Source organism: Aestuariimicrobium ganziense, from assembly GCF_015352975.1.
Lineage (GTDB): Bacteria > Actinomycetota > Actinomycetes > Propionibacteriales > Propionibacteriaceae > Aestuariimicrobium > Aestuariimicrobium ganziense.
In genome coordinates, this window is sequence record NZ_JACYIZ010000005.1 from 49480 (window position 1) to 69647 (window position 20168).

Genomic DNA, 20168 nt, shown 5'->3' on the forward strand with positions numbered 1-20168 from the left:
GGGTGGTGGTTGCGTCAGGCGGTGGCGGGGCGGACGAGGATGCGGCCGCACTCCTCGCAGCGCAGCACCTCGTCGGCGGGGGCGGCATTGTAACGGCGCAGGTCGGCCAGGGTGGCCTCGAGCTGGCAGCCGGTGCAGCGGCCGTCGGCGAGTGCAGCGGCACCCGACCCGATCCGTGCACGCAGGCGCTCGTAGAGGTCGATCAGCTCGGCGGGGATGTCCTTGGCGGTGAGGTCACGCTCGGTCGCCAACTCGGCCAACTCGGTGTCGATCTTCGCGAAGTGGGCGTTGCGCACCGCGACCTGCTCGCGTCCGGTGGCGTCGACCTCGGCACGGCGGGCGGCGATGGCGTCGCGCTCGGAGGTGAGGTCTTCGATCACCTGCATGACCTCGAGTTCGTCGTCCTCGAGCTTGGCGATGCGCACCTTGAGGTGCTCGATCTCGTCGAGCATGCCCGACAACGCCTTGGGGTCGGTGATGGCACCGGCGTCGACGCGCTGCTGGTTGCGGACGAGGCGTTCGCGGGCTGGGGTGAGGTCGGACTCGAGCCGCTCCTGGTCGACCTCGACGTCGCTGAGGCGGGCGTTGGCTGCGGTGAGCTCGTCGCTGAGCAGGCTGCGCTGGCGGCCCAGGTCGGCGAGGGTGGCGAGCACCGGAAGGGTGGCGCGACGGTGGGTGGCCTGCGCGATCGAGGTGTCGATGCCGGCCAGGTCGAGCAGTCGACGCTGGTCGCCCGGTGCTGCCTGCATGCGGGTTCCTCCCCTGTGGTGGTGTGTCTGCGACTCTAGCGGGCAGGCCCTGCCCGCGGGCGGTCAGGAGTTCCAGCGGATGATCGCCGGCGACTCCTTCTCGTAGCCCAGCACCGACACCGAGCCGGTCTCGAGCGGGAACGACTGGCCGCGGGCGATGTCGATGCCGAGCCAGCACAGCGCCAGCACGCGCAGCGAGTGGCCGTGGCCGAAGACGAGGGCCCGCTCGACCCCGGACTCGTGCACCCGCTCGACCACTTTGGTGAGTCGGTTGATCACCTGGGTGCGGCTCTCGCCGCCCGGGATGGGGTGGGTCCAGATCCGCCATCCGGGGTGCTGCTCGCGGATCTGCTTCGAGGTCAGTCCCTCGTAGTCGCCGTAGGCCCACTCGACCAGGTTCTCGTCCACCTCGGCGTCGGGGAACCCGGCCAGTTCAGCGGTGCGCCGGGCCCGGACGCGTGGGCTGGTGAGCACCAGCCCGTAGTCGTTGCCGCGCAGGCGCTCGCCCGCGGCCTTGGCCTGGTCGATGCCGTCAGGGAGCAGGTCGAGGTCGGTCACCGAGGTGTGGCGGCCATTGCGGCTCCACTCGGTGGCACCGTGACGGACGAGGTGCAGTTCGCTCATGCCCCGACCCTAGGCGAGCCGGGTGGACTCCGGGTCGTCCGAGCCCGATGCCGGGCGGGGCCACTTGCGTGCAGGCATCCGGGACCTGGGCCCAGGACAGCTTCTGCCGCCGCACTGGGGAGTGCTTCCGTACTGGAAGCACTCCCCACGGAGCTGGGCCTGGGGTTCAGGGGAGCTCGCCCGCAGCCTGGGGCGGCTGCACCCTCTGGGGTGGGCTGATCGACCCTTCGGTGGCCCTTGCTCGGGTGCTCGGGCAGGGTGGAACGATGACTGATGCGACCAAGCTGACCGTCCAGCGCGTCATCGACGCCCCTGCTGACGCCATCTTCGACCTGCTCACCCTGCCCCAGCGGCACAAGGAGTTCGACGGGTCGGGCTTCATCGTCTCCGACGACCGCACCCAGCGAATCCAGGCGGTCGGTGACGTGTTCACCATGAACATGTCCGGCGACCACATGGGTGGCGACTACCAGACCGACAACCACGTGATCGCGTTCGTCCCCAACCAGGTGGTGGGCTGGCAGACCGCGCCGGCCGGCACCGAGCCCAAGGGCTGGAGCTGGGTCTATACCCTCACCGCCCAGGGTCCGCAGAGCACCCAGGTCGAGCTGGCCTACGACTGGTCGAAGGTGGACGACAAGGACATCCTCGCGATGATGCCGCTGGTCAGCGAGGCCGAGCTGGAGGACTCGCTCAACCAGTTGGCCTCCGCCGTCGCCTGACCGCACTTCCGCCGCACCGCAGCCCGCACGGGCACTCGCTTCCGCCGCACGCCCGCGCTTCCCCCGCAGGTGGGGCGCCAGCCACCGGGACGAGCACCCTCAGGTCAGCGCGTCGACCTGGATTCCGGCGGCAGTGAGGATCTGGGCTCCGCTGGGCAACCCCGACTCCACGCGCGCCTGCTCGGCGTAGGCGGTGGCATAGACCACCCTGACCACCCGCCGGGAGTTCACGATCAGCCGGGCACAGGTGGCGCACGGCTCGTGGGTCACGTACAACGTGTGCCGCTCACCGTTCCAGTTGGCCGCGAGCAGGGCATTCACCTCGGCGTGGATGAACCCGCTGAGCCCCTGCTCCATCGACTCCCGCTCATTGGGCTCGCCGGCGGCTCGTCCGTTGTAGCCCACCCCGACCACGCGGTTGTTGTGGTCGAGCAGGCAAGCCCCCACCTGCACCTTGGCGTCGGCGCTGCGGGTCGCCCACAGCGCCGCGGTCGCCAGGCCCAGGTCGTCGAAGCTGGGCCGACTCGAGGTGGGTCCACTCATCGGTAGCGACTCACCGGGATCCGACCCGACCCAGCCTGGATGTGCCCACCCGATCGCCACAGGTCGACGATCGAGCGGTGCAGCCGCGACCCGTAGGGCAACTCGTCCAGCATGTAGGGCAACTCCTGGCCCTTGGGCGGCTCGATGTTGAACGCGAAGTAGTAGCCGTCGCGGTCCGAGACCTGCACTCGTCCCAGGTCCCACAGCGCTTGGAACTTGGCGATGTTGGTGCCGGGCACCAGCTCCTGCAGTTGCGGGTCGAGCAGCCACGAGTGGCAGGTGAACCATTCCACGTGCGCCATCTCGGGGTAGTAGCGCGGCATCAGGTCGGCCGCCATCCGGAAGGCCTCCTCAACCGCCTCCGGTCCCAGCGGGCCGGTGTCAGGAATGTGCACCCCGATCACGTCGACCGCCTCGGCGTCCTCGCTCATGTCGACCTTGTGGTGGCTGAACTCGAACTCCAGGCGCCCCAACCACAGGAAGCCGTCCGACCACGCGTTGCGCAGCCAGTTCTGGTTGTGGTTCGAGGTGACGCCCTCAACGGCTCGTCCCTTGGCGATCTGGTGGCCGAAGTCGGCCAGTGCCTGCCACGACAGGTCCTCGGGGATCCCCCGCCGCAGGTGCGCGGCGTGCACCTCGTCGGCGGTCGCCAGCAGCGCCAGCGTCGGCAGTCCCCCGCGCATCAGGTCGTGGTCGGCCAGCGAGTCCTCGAACCCGGGGCGGTCGTCGTCGAACACGGTCAGGTACTGCCCGATGTAGGGCAACAGCACCCGGTCGGCCAGGTCCTGCACGACGGCCAGCTCATCAGGCCTCGTCAGCACCCCGTCGACCAAGCGCTGCAGGGGCTCACGATCGACCTCGTGCACCCCCAACTGCTGCCAGCGGGTGGGCCAGTCGATCTCATTCAGGCGCTGCGTGACGTCCATGGGCGTGAGCCTATGATGAGCGGTGCCCTGAGCGTCAGGGACCGTCCCCGAACAGGAGCCAACGATGAGCGACGAGCAGCCGAAACTCCCGAACCGCCAGACTCCGTTCTCCGAGGCGTTCAAGGAGTTCATCTGCACCGACTGGGAGCCCTACTCCGACGAGTTGCCCGCCCCGGTCGAGGCCGCCGCCTTCGCGGCCCAGCGCCGTGACGCCATCTCGGCCCTGTTCCCCGACGCCCGCATCGTCGTCCCCGCCGGTGGCCTCAAGGTCCGCTCCAACGACACCGACTTCCGCTACCGCCCGCACTCGGCGTTCGCGCACTTGACCGGCCTGGGCACCGATCGCGAGCCGGACGCGGTGCTCGTCCTCGAACCGGTCGACGGCCCTGACGGACCGGACGGCCCCGGCGGCCACGAGCCCACCCTCTACTTCAAGCCGCGCGCCCCGCGCACCGACCAGGAGTTCTACGCCGACGCCCGCTACGGCGAGATGTGGGTCGGCCAGCGTGAGTCGTTGGACGAGATGGCCGCGCTGTGCGGGTTCGCCTGCGCCCCGATCAGCCAGTTGGACGACCACCTCGCCAAGAACGCCGACTCCACCCAGATCAGGGTGCTGCGCGACGCCGACGCCGCCATCACCGCCCGGGTGGACGAGCTTCGCGCAGGCACCGAGCAGGCCAGCGAACTGGACGACGAGTTGCAGGTCGCCCTGTCGGAACTGCGACTGGTCAAGGACTCCTGGGAGGCCGAGCAGATGCGCAAGGCCTGTGCCGCCACCGCGATCGGCTTCGAGGCCGTGGTCGCCGACCTGCCCGAGGCGGTCAAGCGTGGACGAGGTGAGCGCTGGGTCGAGGGGATCTTCGGCCTGCACGCCCGCCACCAAGGCAACGCCGTCGGCTACGACACCATCGCCGCCGCCGGTGACCATGCCAACACCCTGCACTGGATCGGCAACGACGGCGACGTCAAGGACGGCGACCTGCTGCTGCTCGACGCCGGCGTCGAACTCGACAGCCTCTACACCGCCGACATCACCCGCACGCTGCCGATCAGCGGTCGCTTCACCCCTGACCAGCGCAAGGTCTACGAGGCCGTGCTCGAGGCCCAGCAGGCCGGCATCGACGCTGCCCAGCCCGGTGCCACCTTCTCCGACGTGCACGCCGCGGCGATCGCCGTGGTCGCGAAGTACCTGCACGAGTGGGGCATGCTGCCGGTCACGCCCGAGGAGTCGCTGTCGGAGAACGGCGGCCAGCACCGCCGCTGGATGGTGCACGGCACCTCGCACCACCTGGGCATCGACGTGCATGACTGCGCCCAGGCCCGCACCGAGAACTACCGCCAGGGCGTGCTCAAGCCCGGCATGGTGATCACCGTCGAACCCGGCATCTACTTCAGGGCAACCGACCTGCTCGTGCCCGAGGAACTGCGTGGCATTGGCGTGCGTATCGAGGACGACATCCTGATCACCGAGGACGGCAACGAGATCCTCTCGTCCGCACTGCCCCGCGACCCGGACGAACTGGAGGCCTGGATGGCGCCGCTGATGCGTGGTGAGCAGGCCTGACGTGGCCGAGGAGGTCGCACGTCCCGCGCAAAGGGCCCCCGATTCGGTGGTGGCCTGGGGGTGGTACCTCGACGGTGTGCGCCAGCCGGTCCACACCCTGAAGGTGGCGGTCGAGCGGGCGCATGCCGGTGAGGGTTTCGTCTGGCTCGGCCTCAAGGACCCCACCGACGAAGACATGGCCGGCTTCGCCCGCAGGTTCGACCTGCACCCGTTGGCCATCGAGGACGCCGTCGAGGGCCACACCCGCAGCAAGCTCGAACAGTTCCACCCGACGCTGTTCGCGGTGCTGTCGACGGTGGCCTATGTCGAGCACGAGACCCTGACCGAGTTCAGTGAGATCGTCTCGACCGGGCAGATCATGGTGTTCGTGGGTGAGCAGATGGTGCTGACCGTGCGCCGCGGCGAGCACACTCCCCTGCGGCACCTGCGTGCCGAGCTCGAGGCGAACCCCGAGTTGCTGGCGCGGGGGCCGAGCTACGTGCTCTACCGGATCTTCGACACCGTCGTGGACGAGTACCAGCGCGTGGTGGCCCAGATCGAGCGTGACGTCGACTCGGTCGAGGAGTTGGTGTTCTCACGCCAGGGCGCCCACGAGGTCGACCGGGTCTACCAGCTCAAGCGCGAGCTGATCGACTTCCGCCGCTCGGTGGTCCCCCTGGCCGCCCCACTGAATGCGCTGGCCACCCGCGAGTTCACCGCTGTCCCCCAGCACGACCGGGACTACTTCCGCGAGGTGGCCGACCACCACACCGAGATCCGTGAGTCCGTCGCCTCGTTCGACGACGTGCTGAGCACGCTCTTGCAGGCATCGCTGGCCAGGGCGTCGGTGGCCGACAACCAGGACATGCGCAAGATCTCGGCCGCAGTCGCGATCCTGGCGATCCCGACCACGATCGGTGCGATCTACGGCATGAACTTCGACAACATGCCCGAGCTGCGCACCCAGAACGGGTACTTCGTCGTGCTCGCGGTGATGCTGGTCTCGATGGTGGTCGCCTACCTGTTCTTCCGGCGCAACCGCTGGCTTTGAGACCTCCGTGATCACGGCGCTGCTGCTCGTGCGGTCTGGCAGGCGCTGCCTAGCCCGTTGGCGCCTTCCCCTGCACGCTGGGTGCGCAGAAGGGCGGACGAACCTCAGTCGGCGACCAACCGGGCGATCACCTTGGGCGCGGGCTGACGCAGTGAACTGAACGGTGGCACTGCGGTCGCCGCGATCACGATCGCCGCACACACCCCGATCACACCGACCACGACACCCCAGGGCCGCCCGACAGCGAAGGCACCGAACACCTCGTCGAAGTGCCGCGCCGGGATCACCAGCATCGCCCCGACCATCACGAAGGCCAGCACGGTGGCGGTGCCGACTCGCACTGCCCCGCACCAGCGCTGACAGTGCAGCGGCGGCGGTGACGATGACGAAGGTCAGCGAGACCGACAGTCAAGCCAACCGTGCTCCGCGCAGTTCGGCCACGTGCAGGGCGTTCACCGGATCTCCTCCCCCCCCCGCAGAGCGCAGCCTGGGCGGCCTGCTCGGAGAGCTGGGTCATCGCCGATGCCACCTCGGTGGCGCTGTGACGCATCAGCTGGCCGATCGGTTGAGCAGACTGAATCGGGCGTGAACTCAGAGCGCAGGAACACCCTTCGAGCGCAGCAGTCGTTCGACCTCACCCACCATGTCGGGGTCGAGAGGACACATCACCGCACCGGCCGCAACCCGGCGGTCGACCCCCTGCAGCCAGCGGGAGGCGTGGATCGGGGCAGGCGGAGTGGGGCGCACCACCAGCACCCGACCGCGTCGTCCGTCGAACACCCCGGCGGCGTCCACCTGGGCCCAGGTAAGCGACCAACTCGCCGCCGCGTTGGGCGCCCAGGCCACCCCCGGACGACGCAAGCCCTGGTCGTCGCTGAGCAGCACGGCACGCACGCTGCCCCGCCAGATGAACGCCTGACCGAGGAAGACCACCCCCAGGAACAGGCTGATCGCGACGCCGAACCAGTCGCCGGCGGCGGCTCGTCCGATCACCACGAACCCCATCAGGATCGCAGACGACATGTTCAGCACGACGATCCACTGGGCCACCCGGTCGGGCATCCGTGAGACCTGGTCAGCCATCGGCGTGCTCCCCTCGTCGTGGCGTGGTCGCCGGGCGGCGTCCGAGCACCTGGATGACCGCCGACAGCCCCTGGTGGCCGTGGCCCTCGAAGATCCGGCGTTCGAGCACCTTGCAGTCGAGCACCAGGTCGGGCCAGTCGGCGAGCACCCGGTCACGGGTCAGCAGCACCGACTCGTCCGACGGGCCGCCGGTCCCCAGTCCGATCTGGGCCGGTGTGTAGGACTCGATGATCAGCGACCCCCGCGCTGACAACTCAGGGGTGAGGGCCCTTCCCACCTCGGCGCGCAACGCGGCCGGCAGGTGGCAGAAGATCGACACGATGCCGTCCCACGGCCCACGCGCGGCCGGGGAGCCGACGAACTTGGCCAGGTCGGCGACGTGGGCCTCGATCGTCACGCCGCGGCTCTCGGCCAACCGACGCGCCTTCGCCGCGCCGACCTCGGAGAGGTCGACCGTGGTCACGTCATGGCCCTGCTGGGCCAGCCAGACGCCGTTGCGTCCCTCACCATCGCCGAGCACCAGCACCCGGGAGCGTCGGGGCAGCATGATCTCGGCCTCGACCAGGAAGTCGTTGGGCCGCTCGCCGAACAGGTAACGCTCGTCGCGGTAGCGCTCGTCCCAGTGCTGTTGGCTCACTCGAACATCTTGGCGCGCTGACCCGGCATCTGGGTGAGCAGCTCGCGTGCCTGGGCCGCCACCTTGTGCTCGCCGAGCACCTCGTACTTGGTGGCCACGGTCTGGGCGATCGAGTTGAAGTCGCGCTTGCCACCGCTCATCGCGTAGCCCATGGCGCTCGAGACCGCCCCGAACAGCACACCGAAGACCACGCCGGCCAGGATCATCGCCAGCATCGACCCCTGCGTGAACAGCGAGAGCATCAGGCCCACCAGCAGACCCATGAACACGCCCGAGGTCGCGCCCTGCAGCAGCACACTGCCCCAGGTCTTGCGGCCGGTGACCCGCTCGATGGTCTTCAGGTCGGTGCCGACGATGCACAACTGGTCGACCGGGAACTTCTGGTCGGCCAGGAAGTCGACCGCCTTGGACGCCTCGTCGTAGCTGTCGAGCACGATGATCGACTGCGGGTACTTCAGGGTCAGCAGCGAGGTGAGGGTGGGACGACCTGCCGCACCCAGCGCCGACGTGGTCGGCCCGCCGGGGTTGAGGGGGTTGCTCATGGCTCCACTCTAGGCGGACGAGCCATCGGTCACCTCGCTACGCAGGGGCCTGGCCGGCGCGGGCGAGGGTGACCCGGGCCAACTTCACCCCGGCCTCGTCGACCATCTCGTCGTCCACGACGATCGCCCCGACTCCCCCACCGGCTCGGGCACCGGCCTCGCGGTAGGCCTCGACGATCCGGCTGGCCCGCTCGATGTCGGCCGCGGGCGGGGTGAACACCTCGTTGCCGACGGCGGCCTGGTCGGGGTGCAGCACCCACTTGCCGTCGTAGCCCAGGGCCGCAGCACGGCGAGCCGACGCCTTGAAGCCCTCGACGTCGCGGATCGCGACGTAGGGCCCGTCGATCGCCTGCAGGTCATGGGCGCGGGCGGCGACCAGGATGCTGGCCAAGGCGTGGTGGAAGTGGTCGCCGACGTAGCCGGGCAACTCCCCACCGACCGACAACGAACCCATCCCCATCGAGGCCATGTAGTCGCCCGGACCGAAGACCAGCGACTGCAGCCTCGGGCTGGCGGCGGCGATCTCGGCGACGTGCAGCAGGCCCAGCGCGTCCTCGATCTGCACCTCGATGCCGATCCGTCCGACCTCGAGACCAGCCACCTGCTCGAGTTGGGTGAGCACCAGGTCGAGGGCGGTCACCTCGTCGGCACGGGTGGCCTTGGGCAGCACCACCGCGTCGACCCGGTCGCCGGCCTGCCCGATCACAGTGGTCAGATCGACCAGGGTGAACGGGGTGCCCCAGTCGTTGACCCGCACGGTGACGGTCGGGGCGGCGAAGCCCTCGTCCGAGCGCAGGGCGGTCACGATCCGGTCGCGGGCGTCGGCCTTGGCCGAGGGCGCCACCGCGTCCTCGAGGTCGAGGAACAGGCAGTCGACGGCCAGGGTGCGGGCCTTGGCGATGAAGCGGTCGGACGATCCGGGCACGGCGAGCACGGTGCGGCGGGGACGAGGGCTGCTCATGGGGTCAGTCTCCCAGATGACCCGGCGCCGATTCCGGGCTGGGAGGCCCGGACCGGACCCGGCGCAGACGACGCCCCGCCGGGCTCGCTGCCCGGAATCGGCGGCTCGCACTAGATTGGACCGGTGAGCTCGTCGATCTTCATCTCGCGCACCCGGGGTCTGCCGGTGCTCGACGCCTCCGGTGACCCGGTGGGCAAGGTGCGTGACGTGGTCGTGCAGCGCCGCGCCAACCGTCGCGCTCCCCGCGCCCGCGGCCTGGTGGTCGAACTGATGGGGCGGCGCCGGATCTTCATCCCGATGAACCGGGTGCACGCCATCGACCCCACCCAGGTGGCCATCCAGGGCACCGTCGACACCCGGGCCTTCCAGCGCCGAAGCGGTGAGCAACTGGTCATCGACGACCTGTTCGACCGCCGCGTCGATCGTCCCGGGCAGGCACCGTCGCGCATCCACGACGTCGCGATGCGCGAGGTGCGAAGCCGTGAGTGGGAGCTCACCCAGGTGGCACTGCGCGAGGTCACACCGGCCAGCCGGTTCCGGATCGGACGCAGCGGGCCGGTCGTCCAGGTGCCCTGGTCACAGATCCCCGAACTCGTCCACACCGCCGAGCAGTCGACCGACCACCTGATGGCGCGGTTGGCCGACATGAAGCCTGCCGACATCGCCCGCGAACTGCACGACCTGCCCGAGAAACGCCTGGTCGAGGTCGTCCACGCTCTGGACGACGAGCAACTCGCCAACGCGATCGAGGAACTGCCCGAGGACGAGCAGGTGGCGCTGATCCAGGCCCTCGAGGTCGAGCGTGCCGCCGACGTGCTCGAGGAGATGGACCCCGACGACGCCGCCGACCTGATCAAGGAACTGCCCGAGGCGATCGCCGAGGACCTGCTGCAGCGCATGGAACCCGACGACGCCGAGGACGTGCGTGCCCTGCTGGCCTACGACGACTTCACCGCCGGCGCGATGATGACGCCCGAGCCCGTGATCCTGGGCGCCGACGCCACCGTCGCCGACGCCCTCGCGCACGTGCGCGCCGAGGACCTGTCGCCGGCGCTGGCCTCGATGGTGTTCATCTGCCGATCACCGCTGGAGACCCCGACCGGGCGCTTCCTGGGGGCGGTGCACACCCAGCGCCTGCTGCGCGAGCCGCCGTCGGTGCTGGCCGCAGGGCTGGTCGACTCCGGGCTCGAGCCGATGTCACCCGACGACAGCCTGGCCGAGGTGAGCCGGTTCTTCGCCACCTACAACCTGGTGGTAGCGCCGGTGGTCGACGGTGATGGACGACTGGTCGGCGCGGTCGCGGTGGACGACGTGCTCGACCACATGCTTCCCGAGGACTGGCGTGGCGACCAGATGGACGGCACCGACCCCGATGAGTTGTCATGAGTGAGCAGCGTCTCGACACTCCCGGCCGGGTGAGCCGGTTCCGTCGTCCGAAGGTCTCGCTCGACACCGAGACCTTCGGTCGGTTCGCCGAGTGGGTGGCCCGGGTGATGGGCACCCCGCAGTTTCTGATCTGGATGACGATCTTCGTGATCGTGTGGGTCGTGTTCAACGTGGTCGGGTTGTTCGGCTTCCGCTGGGACCCCTACCCGTTCATCCTGCTCAACCTGTTCTTCTCGACCCAGGCCAGCTACGCCGCGCCACTGATCCTGTTGGCCCAGAACCGGCAGGAGGCCCGTGACCGGTTCGCGCTGGACGAGGACCGTCGCGTGGCCGCCCAGACCCGCGCCGACATGGACTTCCTGGCCCGCGAGATCGCCAGCATCCGGATGGGCATCGGCGAACTCGCCACCCGCGACTACATCCGCTCGGAGTTGCGTGCCGAGCTGCGCGACCTGCTGGCCGAGCTCGACCGCCGCGACGACAACGCCGGCTGATCGAGCGTCGTGGGTGTGTACGCTGAGCCCCAGCACCGGCGTCCGACGGGAGACCAAGTAGCCGGGGGCACTGCTGCACAGAGAACCGCCGTGGCTGAGATGGCGGTGAGCAGACCCCCACGCGAAGACACCTCCCGGAGCCGGGACTGGTTGGCCGCCTGAGGCCACGAGGTCGGCGTCATGCCGACGAAGGTGTGGTGGCACCGCGATCTGGCCCCCGCCCACACCTCCAGGGCTCCACGCCGAACTGGAGGTGAACTCCTTATGCAACAACCCGTCCAGACGACGCTGTCGTCCCGACCCCATGCCACGCCCCGCGTGCTCGCTGCCGAGCTCAGTGACTGCCCACCGGGAGCCACGGTGAGGCTGCAGGGCTGGCTGCATCGTCGCCGCGACCTGTCCCGGGTCAGCTTCCTCATCGTGCGCGACCGCACCGGCCTGGCCCAGGTGGTGCTCACGCCGGACGAGGCTGCCACCGTGCACGCCTCGGAGGAGTCGGTGCTCGAGGTCACCGGCACCGCCACGGCCAACCCCGCCGCACCCGGAGGTGTCGAGGTCACATCCCCGACCATCACGGTGCTCTCCCCCACCACCGAGGCCACCGGGCTGGAGTTGTGGCGACCCGACCCGGGGGCATCGCTGCCGCAGTTGCTCGACCGGGCCCCGGTCGCCTGGCGACACCCCCGGCAGAAGGCGTTGTGGGAACTGTCGTCGGCAGCCATGCGTGGCTTCCGACGCGGCATGGAGGCCCAGGGCTCGTCCGAGATCCAGACCCCGAAGATCGTGGCCAACGCCACCGAGTCGGGCGCCAACGTGTTCAAGCTCGACTACTTCGGCCAGCCGGCCTACCTCGCCCAGTCGCCGCAGTTCTACAAGCAGCAGATGGTGGGGGTGTTCGAGCGGGTGCACGAGGTTGGTCCGGTGTTTCGCGCCGAGCCCCACGACACCGTGCGCCACTTGGCCGAGTACGTCTCGCTCGACGCCGAGGTCGGCTTCATCGACGACCACCGCGACGTGCTCGAGGTGCTGCGGCGGACGGTCTCGGCGATGGTGGACGAGGTGGCGGCGAGCCGCGCTGCACACCTGCTCGGCCTCGAGGTGCCTCAGGTGCCCGAGGAGTTCCCGGTCATCCACTTTCGTGATGCGTTGGCCCTGGTCGGTGCGCCCGAGGACGAACCTGACCTCGCCCCGGCCCACGAACGGGCGTTGGGTGAGTGGGCGCAGCGCGAGCACGGCTCGCAGTTCGTGGCGGTCGAGGGCTATCCGATGGTGAGGCGCCCGTTCTACACCCATCCCCAGCCCGACGACCCGCACTGGTCGAACTCGTTCGACCTGCTGTTCCGGGGGCTGGAGTTGGTGACCGGGGGCCAGCGGCTGCACCGGCACGCCGACTACCTGGCCGCGATCACTGCCCGTGGCGAGTCACCCGAGGCCTACGCCGACTACCTGCAGGCGTTCGAGCACGGCATGCCACCCCATGGCGGCTTCGCGATCGGGCTGGAGCGGTTCACCGCGCGGCTGGTGGGGGCCGACAACGTGCGCCGGGTGACCCTGTTCCCGCGCGATCTGCACCGGGTCAGCCCCTGATCCTGAGACGGATCGTGATGGTTTCGTGCCACGCGATGGCCGGATCGGCCCCGATTCAGTCGATTTCGCCGATCGTGTGGCACGAAACCATCACCGCAGCCCGTTTGCTTACCGCGGCGACCCCGGGTAGACCAGACCCATGACTGACGCGCACCCGCTGCTTCCCTCGATTCGTGCCTCGCTGCACTCGGTGATCGATCCCGAGATCCGCCGACCGATCACCGACCTGGGCATGGTCGACGCGATCGAGGTGGGCGAGGACGCGAACGTGACGGTCACGGTGCTGCTCACCACCCAGGGGTGCCCGCTGCGCAGCACGATCGAGCGTGACGTGGTCAACGCCGTCGGCGCGGTCGAGGGTGTCGAGTCGGTGCGCGTGGTGATGGGCGTGATGAACGACGAGCAGCGCTCGGCCCTGCGCCAGATGCTGCGTGGCGGCCAGCCCGAGCGGGTGATCCCGTTCGCCGAGCCCGGCAACCTGACCAAGGTGATCGCCATCGCCTCGGGCAAGGGCGGCGTAGGCAAGTCGTCGCTGACGGTCAACCTGGCCCTCGCCCTGGCCGCACGCGGACGAAGCGTCGGCGTGCTCGACGCCGACATCTACGGCCACTCCATTCCCGACATGCTCGGCCTGGGCGATGCCCGCCCCACCCCGGTCGACGACATGATCATGCCGGTGCCCGGCCCTGGCGGGCTCAAGGTGATCAGCGTCGGCATGCTCAAGCCCAGCCGCGACCAGGTGATCGCCTGGCGAGGTCCGATCCTCGACCGGGCCCTCACCCAGTTGCTGGCCGACGTCTACTGGGGCGACCTGGACTACCTGGTGCTCGACCTGCCCCCCGGCACCGGCGACGTCGCGATGAGCCTGGGCCAGAAGATTCCCAACTCCGAGGTGCTGGTGGTCACCACCCCGCAGCCGGCGGCCAGTGAGGTCGCCGAGCGCGCCGGCAGCATGGCCGGCATCATGCGCCAGCGGGTGATCGGTGTGGTCGAGAACATGTCCTACCTCGAGACCGCCTGCCCGCACTGCGAGCAGACCCACCGGGTGGCGCTGTTCGGTGAGGGTGGCGGCCAGAAGGTGGCCGAGGTGCTCACCGAACGACTCGGTTACGACGTCGACCTGTTGGGCCAGATCCCGCTCGAGCCGGCCCTGCGTGAGGGTGGCGACGCGGGTGACCCGATCGTGCTGGCAGATCCCGAGTCGGCGTCCGCGCAGGCGATCAGCGCACTGGCTGCCGGCATCGACACCCGCCCGCGTGGGCTGGTGGGCATGCCGCTGGGCCTCAGCGTCAACGGCTGACGAACCAGAAGTTCGGTGACGAGGTCAGGTGGCCTCGTCGTCGAACGGCACCTTGCGGGTCGGGGTCGCCGCGGCTGCCACGGTCGCGGTCGCACCGTCGGCGGCCAGGTCGGCATCGATCTCGCTGCCGATGCTCTTGAGGTCGGCAGCGTCGGCCTCAAGGTCACCCTTGATCTCGGCGAGATCGTCCTTGATCTCCTTGAGCTCTTCCTGCAGGTCGTCGAACAGGTGCTTCTGGATGAACGTCTTGGGGTTCAGGTCGGCCGCGGTGAGGTGGGCGTACTCGGGGCCCAGTTCGTCCTTGAGCTGGCTGGTCGCCTGGTTGGCGACTCCGCGCAGGAAGTGGACGATCTTGGCCCCCTTGCGCGCCATCTCGGGGATCTTCTCGGGGCCGAAGAAGATGATCGCGAGCACCACGAGAACGATGAACTCGGGGGCGCCTACGTCGAACACATCTCACAGGTTATCCGGATGGGCCAAGGAGTGCCCGTCTGCCCGTCCACGGTGGGTCGCGAGCGCCCCGCGACGCTCAGCCGAAGAGCCGTTCGAGCCCCATCCGCGCGCGCTGCCAGACCGTGTTGCGCACAGCCGGCTCGTGCGGCAACTCGTCCGAAACCGCCTTGGCCACGCCCGGGCCGCCATTGGTGGTGACCGCGTAGACCACGGTGCCCGACTGCCACGACAGCACGGATCGGTCGGGGCTCAGCCCGTAGCCGGGGCCCTGGGCACCGAGGTGGCCGCGACGCATCAGCACGCTGACCCGCACATCGCCCTTGCCGTAGAGCGCGCAGACCACCATGGGGTGCTTGGCCGAGTCGGCGCGCAGCTCGATCAGCGGCAGGCCGGCCAGGTCGGTGGCGCAGGTGAAACCGTCCTCACAGACTCGTCCGTGTGCCCCGGTGACGGTCTGGCTGGCGAGGCTGAGCCTCAACTGGCTGCTGGCCGACTCACCCGAGGTCTCGGCGAACGAGGTGAACCCGGCCGAGCGGACGACGTTCTGGTCGGTGTCGAACGACTCGCTCCACATCACCAGGCCCAGCGCCTCGGCGATCCACCAGCGGGCGGCCAACGAGCCGTCGCTGCGGTGTGCCTCGATCACCGTGGTCACCACACCAGAGATCTGGCCCCCGGGCGCCTGCTGGAACGACACGCTGCCGGCGGGCAGCACTGGCTGGTCGGCCCCGCCACGGATCGAGAGCAGCCCCGAGTTGATCGGGTCGCCCTGACGGTCGAGCACGGTGACGGTCAGCGGCTCGCCCAGCGGTTGGCTCACCTCGACCGCAGCGACGACGAAGTCGGCACCGTTGCCCAGCACCACCCGCTGCACGCCGCGGTAGCCGACGGTGGGCTCTGAGGCATGGTCGAGCAGTGCCCTGGCGGCGTGGGCGTCGATGACGCGCCAGTCGATCTCCGAGACCAGGCGTGGCGAGTCGACCTGGGGGGTGGTGGCCAGCAGGTGCGGTGAGGTGGCCTGCACGGCGCTGACGGCACCGGCCACCGGGCCCGAGCCGACCGACAGGTCGTACTCGAGGCTGGCGACCGCGTCCACATCGGCCACCGTCGGCAGTGTGGGCGCGAGCACCAGGCCCAGCCCGAAGACCATCACCGACACCATCAGCACGGCCACCGACCCGGTGGCCAGGCGCACCTTGCGGCGGGTGCGTGGGGAGTCGAGTTGCCCGCGTCCGATCCCTGCCATCCACAACGGACGATCGGACGACTCCCCCGCGATCGTGGTCAGTCGCTGGCACAGCTCCTGCGGCGCGCGGGGTTCGGGGGCAGCGGCCAGGATGCGGCGCAGGCCGTGGTGCTGCACCAGCGCGGCGGAGCAGTCGTCACACTCGGCGAGGTGGGCGCGCACCTCGTCCAGACGAATGTCGGGCAGGCTCTCGTCGAGCAGGGCGTCGAAGTCGGCGCTGATGTCGGTGCACGGGCTCTGGCGGCGGATCATCGACGCAGCACCTCGTCGATGAAGGCGTCGGGTTCGAGGTCGCGGGCCTGGCCGGGCAGTTCGTCCGGGGCGCCCATGACGTGGGCGTGGCCGGGTTGGGGACGACGGTGCGCGAGCAGGGTGCGCAACTTGCTGCGGCCGCGCTGGATGCGGCTGCGTACGGTGGCCAGCGAACTGTCGGTGATGGTGGCGATCTCGTCGTAGCTCAGACCCTCGACGTCACACAGCACGACGGCGACTCGCACGTCGGGGGGCAGCTCGGCCATGGCCCGGGCGATGTCGTGGTCGAGCGTCGCCTCGATGGCTGTCTGGGCCGGTCCGGGCGCCGACGCCTCGATGCGTTCCTGGGCTTCGGCCATCGGGTCGAACCGGATCCGCTGCCGGCGCCGGGCCTGGTCGAGGAACAGGTTGGTGGTGATCCGTCGCAGCCACCCGGTGAGGGTGCCCGGCTCGAAGTCGTGGATCGAGCGGAAGGCTCGCACGAAGACGTCCTGGGTGAGGTCCTCGGCGTCGTGGGGGTTGCCGGTCAGGCGCAGGGCGACGCGGTAGACCATGTCGGAGTGCTCGCGGACGAGTTCCTCCCAGGTGGGGGTCGTCCACTCCGGCGACGTGGGGGCAGGATCGTTCGTGCGCCGTCTGGTGCCGAACATCTGCTGACCCGCCGCCTCTGGGTTGGGGATCGGGTGCATGAGGCCAACCCGACCCTGCCGTGCTGTCCATCATGCCTCAGGAGCCTGAGAGCCACCTGTGAGGTCGCAACTCCCCAGCACGACCGCACAGGCGACTCACCCTTACAACGCTCGGGCGGGCCAAATGGTTGCCTCGCGGGGCGCACTTTCTGCTCGGCGAGCAGTCACCGTCAGGGGGCATCCGTGGGACGGTGCTCGGAATCTGGCACCGGATGGGCAAGAATCGACACCATGAGCACCGAGACCACGTCCCCGTTCGGCACCTGCCTGGTCGCGATGGTGACCCCGATGAAGGCCGACGGGTCGCTGCACCTGGACGATGCGCGCAAGCTCGCCGACCACCTGGTCGAGTCGGGCTGTGACGGCATCGTGGTGAACGGCACCACCGGTGAGTCGTCCACGCTGACCACCGACGAGAGCATCGAGATCATCGCGGTGGTGGCCAGCCACCTGGCCGGACGCGCCAAGGTGGTCGCCGGGATCGGCTCGAACGACACCGCGCACGCGGTGCACCTGGCCAAGGCCGCCCTCGACATGGGGGCCGATGCCGGGTTGCTGGTCTCGCCCTACTACAACAAGCCCACCCAGCGTGGCCTCATCGCCCACTGCACCGCGGTGGCCGATGCCACCGAGTTGCCGATCATGCTCTACGACATCCCGGGGCGCACCGGGATTCCGTACGCGACCCCCACCCTGCTCGAACTCGCCAAGCATCCCCAGATCATGGCGGTCAAGGACGCCAAGTGCGACCTGTGGGCCGCGACCAAGGTGATGGCCGAGACCGACCTGGCCTGGTACAGCGGCGCGGACGAGATGAACCTCGCCCTGCTGGCGCTGGGCGCTGTCGGCGTGGTGAGCGTCGTCGGCCACGTGGCGGCCGGTCACTACCGGGCGATGGTCGAGGCCGTGAGCTCGGGCGACCTCGACCGGGCTCGGACGATCCACCGGGCCTTGGTGCCGTTGACCGAGGCGATCATGAACACCTCGCAGGGCGCGATCATGGCCAAGGCGGCCATGGCCGAGCTCGGGGTGATCAGTGAGCCGATGGTGCGCATGCCGCTGGTGACCTCCGACGACGCCGACTTGGCCAAGCTGCGCTCGGCGCTGGCTGCGACGCCTGCGGTGTCAGACCTGGCCTGACCCAGGACCGGCCGGTCAGGCCGGGGTGACCAGGGCCAGCGGGTCGCCGTCGTGGACGACGTCGCCGGGGGTCACGTAGACAGCGGTGACGGTGCCGTCGACTTCGGCGAGCACCGGGATCTCCATCTTCATCGACTCGAGCACCAGCAGGGCATCGTCCGCCTTGACGGTGGCGCCCACCTCGACCTCGATCGACATCACGTTGGCGACGATCTCCGCGCTGACCACGTGGCTCATGGCGCCCTCCTTGTGCAGCTGGCCCTACGACAGCGGCCAGTGTAACGCTAGGCTGACGGCGTTGACCTCGGTGGAAGCCTCGTGGAAGGTGACAGTGGAATGACTGCAGTGGATGCTCGTTCGTGGGGCTTCGCAGAGGACTTCGTCGAACTCGACGAGCACCTCATCGCGGCCCGTGAGGAGTCGGCTGCCCTCGGCCTGCCGCCGACGTCGGCCGGCACCCTGAGCGCACTCACCTTCGTGGCCAAGGCGATCGATGCCCGCCACGTGGTCGAGATCGGCACCGGCGCAGGTGCCTGCGGGCTGGCGCTGTTCAAGGGCATGGCCTCCGACGGCGTGATCACCTCGATCGACTCCGAGGCTGACCGCCAGGCCTCGGCGCGCAAGCTGTTCACCGCCGCCGGTCTGCCCAGCAACCGGTTCCGGCTGATCGCCGGCGACGCCCTCGAGGTGCTGCCCAAGCTGCGCGACGGTGCCTATGACCTCGTCCTGATCGACGGTGACAAGCTCGAGTACCCCGAGTACGTCGCTCAGGCGCTGCGGTTGCTGCGCCATGGCGGCGTCGTGGTGCTCAACCAGGTGCTGTGGGGTGGCGCGGTCGCCGACCCCGACAACGAGGACGACGAGGCCGTCATCCTGCGCGAGGCACTGCAGTCGGTGATCGACACCGAGCACTTCACCGCCAGCCTGCTGCCGGTCGGTGACGGACTGCTGGTCGCCGTCAAGGATTGACGCCAGCGCGCCCGCTCACCAGTGCTGCGGGATGCTCACACCCTTGCCGACCACGGTGACGCCACTGTCAGAGACGGTGAAGCCACGAGCGCGGTCGTGATCGTGGTTGATGCCGATCTCGACACCGTCGGGCACCTTGACGTTCTTGTCGAGGATGGCGCGGTGCACCTTGGCGCCGCGACCGATCTCGACACCGTTCATCAGGATGGACGAGTCGACCTGTGCCCACTTGTGGATGCGCACGTTCGGGCTGAGCACGCAGCGGTCGACGTCACCGCCGGAGATGATGCAGCCCGGCGACACGATCGAGTCCTCCGCGGTACCGCGCAGGGTGAACTTCGCACCCGGGGCCTGCACCTGGTGTGACCAGATCGGCCAGTGCGGGTTGTACAGGTTGAACTCGGGGTCGACGCTGACCAGGTCCATGTGGGCCTCGTGGTAGGCGTCGATCGTCCCCACGTCACGCCAGTAGTTGCGGTCCTTGTCGGAGGCACCCGGCACCGAGTTCACGGTGAAGTCGTAGACCTGGGCGTCGCCGCCGTTGACGAAGCCGGGAATGATGTTGCCGCCCATGTCGTGGCGGGAGTCCTCCGAGGCCGCATCGTCGTTGAGCGCGGTGACCAGTGCGTCCTTGGTGAACACGTAGTTGCCCATCGAGGCGTAGGCCTCGTCCGGGGAGTCCGGGAGCGCGGGCGGGTTGTCGGGCTTCTCGAGGAACTCCTCGATCTTGCCCGACGGGTCGGAGTCGATGATGCCGAAGGCCGAGGCCTCACGCAGCGGCACCCGGATGCCGGCCACGGTGCAGCCCAGGCCGGAGTCGATGTGCTTGTAGAGCATGTCCTCGACATCCATCCGGTAGATGTTGTCGGCGCCGAAGACGACCACGTAGTCGGGGTCCTCGTCCTGGATCAGGTTCATCGACTGGTGGATCGCATCGGCGCTGCCCTGGAACCACTTGGGGCCCAGACGCTGCTGCGCCGGCACCGGGGTGACGTAGTTTCCCAGCAGCGTCGACATGCGCCAGGTCAGCGAGATGTGACGGTCGAGCGAGTGCGACTTGTACTGGGTGAGCACTGCGATCTGGCGCAGGTCGGAGTTCGCCAGGTTCGACAACACGAAGTCGATCAGGCGGTAGGTGCCACCGAAGGGCACAGCAGGCTTGGCCCGGTCAGCGGTCAACGGCATCAGCCGCTTGCCCTCACCGCCGGCCAGCACGATGGACAACACCTTGGGACGCGACATCACCATGGCTTGAACCTATTGTGACCACG

The 20168-nt window shown here is 69.3% G+C and carries 23 protein-coding genes; 9 read left to right on the top strand and 14 right to left on the bottom strand.

Annotation, left to right across the window (positions count from 1 at the left end):
- Positions 1-14: 14 nt before the first annotated feature.
- Positions 15-749: a zinc ribbon domain-containing protein gene (locus IE660_RS10350; protein ID WP_203568298.1), complete on the bottom strand. Its 735-nt coding sequence runs from the start codon at positions 747-749 to the stop codon at positions 15-17.
- Positions 750-812: 63 nt separating this feature from the next.
- Complete coding sequence (locus IE660_RS10355; protein ID WP_203568299.1) at positions 813-1373, bottom strand: histidine phosphatase family protein; 561 nt, start codon at positions 1371-1373, stop codon at positions 813-815.
- Between the two features lie 266 nt (positions 1374-1639).
- On the opposite strand from IE660_RS10355, the gene IE660_RS10360 reads away from it, so the two are divergent.
- On the top strand, positions 1640-2095 hold the full coding sequence (locus tag IE660_RS10360) for an SRPBCC domain-containing protein (protein WP_203568300.1): 456 nt from the start codon (positions 1640-1642) through the stop codon (positions 2093-2095).
- Between the two features lie 99 nt (positions 2096-2194).
- Here IE660_RS10360 and IE660_RS10365 read toward each other — a convergent pair whose 3' ends face one another.
- Both IE660_RS10365 and IE660_RS10370 read right to left on the bottom strand, forming a co-directional pair.
- Positions 2195-2638, bottom strand: a complete 444-nt coding sequence (locus IE660_RS10365; RefSeq protein WP_203568301.1) for a deaminase — start codon at positions 2636-2638, stop codon at positions 2195-2197.
- A complete protein-coding gene (locus IE660_RS10370; protein ID WP_203568302.1) occupies positions 2635-3564 on the bottom strand; it encodes an acyltransferase domain-containing protein in 930 nt (309 codons plus the stop codon). Before IE660_RS10370 ends, IE660_RS10365 begins: the two co-directional genes overlap by 4 nt.
- 64 nt (positions 3565-3628) lie before the next feature.
- On the opposite strand from IE660_RS10370, the gene IE660_RS10375 reads away from it, so the two are divergent.
- Complete coding sequence (locus IE660_RS10375) at positions 3629-5128, top strand: aminopeptidase P family protein (RefSeq protein ID WP_203568303.1); 1500 nt, start codon at positions 3629-3631, stop codon at positions 5126-5128.
- Between the two features lies 1 nt (position 5129).
- A complete protein-coding gene (corA, locus tag IE660_RS10380) occupies positions 5130-6158 on the top strand; it encodes a magnesium/cobalt transporter CorA (RefSeq protein WP_203568304.1) in 1029 nt (342 codons plus the stop codon).
- Positions 6159-6262: 104 nt separating this feature from the next.
- Here the strand turns inward: corA and IE660_RS10385 are convergent, their stop codons facing one another.
- From IE660_RS10385 to IE660_RS10405, 5 genes are all read right to left on the bottom strand, one after another.
- Complete coding sequence (locus IE660_RS10385) at positions 6263-6499, bottom strand: hypothetical protein (RefSeq protein ID WP_203568305.1); 237 nt, start codon at positions 6497-6499, stop codon at positions 6263-6265.
- 250 nt (positions 6500-6749) lie between these two features.
- On the bottom strand, positions 6750-7241 hold the full coding sequence (locus IE660_RS10390; RefSeq protein ID WP_203568306.1) for a hypothetical protein: 492 nt from the start codon (positions 7239-7241) through the stop codon (positions 6750-6752).
- Entirely contained in the window at positions 7234-7878 is a 645-nt protein-coding gene (locus tag IE660_RS10395) for an SAM-dependent methyltransferase (protein ID WP_203568307.1), read from the bottom strand. Before IE660_RS10395 ends, IE660_RS10390 begins: the two co-directional genes overlap by 8 nt.
- Positions 7875-8420 carry a general stress protein gene (locus IE660_RS10400; RefSeq protein ID WP_235997677.1) on the bottom strand — a complete coding sequence of 182 codons (546 nt, stop codon included), beginning with the start codon at positions 8418-8420 and terminating at the stop codon, positions 7875-7877. Before IE660_RS10400 ends, IE660_RS10395 begins: the two co-directional genes overlap by 4 nt.
- A gap of 37 nt (positions 8421-8457) precedes the next feature.
- Positions 8458-9381, bottom strand: coding sequence for an HpcH/HpaI aldolase/citrate lyase family protein (locus IE660_RS10405; RefSeq protein ID WP_203568308.1), 924 nt, complete (start codon positions 9379-9381; stop codon positions 8458-8460).
- A 114-nt stretch (positions 9382-9495) separates the two neighbouring features.
- On the opposite strand from IE660_RS10405, the gene IE660_RS10410 reads away from it, so the two are divergent.
- The 4 genes from IE660_RS10410 to IE660_RS10425 all read left to right on the top strand — a co-directional run bounded on the left by IE660_RS10410 (position 9496) and on the right by IE660_RS10425 (position 14148).
- Entirely contained in the window at positions 9496-10767 is a 1272-nt protein-coding gene (locus IE660_RS10410; RefSeq protein ID WP_203568563.1) for a magnesium transporter MgtE N-terminal domain-containing protein, read from the top strand.
- The gene (locus IE660_RS10415) at positions 10764-11261 is read left to right on the top strand and encodes a DUF1003 domain-containing protein (protein WP_203568309.1); all 498 of its coding nucleotides are present in this window, start codon (positions 10764-10766) and stop codon (positions 11259-11261) included. The genes IE660_RS10410 and IE660_RS10415 overlap by 4 nt, the downstream gene beginning before the upstream one ends.
- A gap of 264 nt (positions 11262-11525) precedes the next feature.
- Positions 11526-12848: an aspartate--tRNA(Asn) ligase gene (gene aspS, locus IE660_RS10420; protein ID WP_203568310.1), complete on the top strand. Its 1323-nt coding sequence runs from the start codon at positions 11526-11528 to the stop codon at positions 12846-12848.
- A 139-nt stretch (positions 12849-12987) separates the two neighbouring features.
- Positions 12988-14148, top strand: coding sequence for an Mrp/NBP35 family ATP-binding protein (locus tag IE660_RS10425; RefSeq protein ID WP_203568311.1), 1161 nt, complete (start codon positions 12988-12990; stop codon positions 14146-14148).
- Between the two features lie 24 nt (positions 14149-14172).
- Here the strand turns inward: IE660_RS10425 and IE660_RS10430 are convergent, their stop codons facing one another.
- From IE660_RS10430 to IE660_RS10440, 3 genes are all read right to left on the bottom strand, one after another.
- Entirely contained in the window at positions 14173-14601 is a 429-nt protein-coding gene (locus IE660_RS10430) for a sec-independent translocase (RefSeq protein ID WP_203568312.1), read from the bottom strand.
- A gap of 76 nt (positions 14602-14677) precedes the next feature.
- Positions 14678-16099 carry an anti-sigma factor family protein gene (locus IE660_RS10435; RefSeq protein ID WP_203568313.1) on the bottom strand — a complete coding sequence of 474 codons (1422 nt, stop codon included), beginning with the start codon at positions 16097-16099 and terminating at the stop codon, positions 14678-14680.
- Complete coding sequence (locus tag IE660_RS10440) at positions 16096-16788, bottom strand: sigma-70 family RNA polymerase sigma factor (protein ID WP_328701925.1); 693 nt, start codon at positions 16786-16788, stop codon at positions 16096-16098. The genes IE660_RS10435 and IE660_RS10440 overlap by 4 nt, the downstream gene beginning before the upstream one ends.
- A gap of 231 nt (positions 16789-17019) precedes the next feature.
- On the opposite strand from IE660_RS10440, the gene dapA reads away from it, so the two are divergent.
- Positions 17020-17928, top strand: coding sequence for a 4-hydroxy-tetrahydrodipicolinate synthase (dapA, locus tag IE660_RS10445; protein WP_203568314.1), 909 nt, complete (start codon positions 17020-17022; stop codon positions 17926-17928).
- Between the two features lie 15 nt (positions 17929-17943).
- Here dapA and IE660_RS10450 read toward each other — a convergent pair whose 3' ends face one another.
- On the bottom strand, positions 17944-18165 hold the full coding sequence (locus tag IE660_RS10450) for a biotin/lipoyl-binding carrier protein (RefSeq protein ID WP_203568315.1): 222 nt from the start codon (positions 18163-18165) through the stop codon (positions 17944-17946).
- A 99-nt stretch (positions 18166-18264) separates the two neighbouring features.
- On the opposite strand from IE660_RS10450, the gene IE660_RS10455 reads away from it, so the two are divergent.
- Positions 18265-18897 (top strand): O-methyltransferase, encoded by a 633-nt coding sequence (locus IE660_RS10455; RefSeq protein WP_203568316.1) that lies wholly within the window; start codon positions 18265-18267, stop codon positions 18895-18897.
- A gap of 15 nt (positions 18898-18912) precedes the next feature.
- Here IE660_RS10455 and glgC read toward each other — a convergent pair whose 3' ends face one another.
- On the bottom strand, positions 18913-20145 hold the full coding sequence (gene glgC / locus IE660_RS10460) for a glucose-1-phosphate adenylyltransferase (RefSeq protein ID WP_203568317.1): 1233 nt from the start codon (positions 20143-20145) through the stop codon (positions 18913-18915).
- Between the last annotated feature and the right edge of the window lie 23 nt (positions 20146-20168).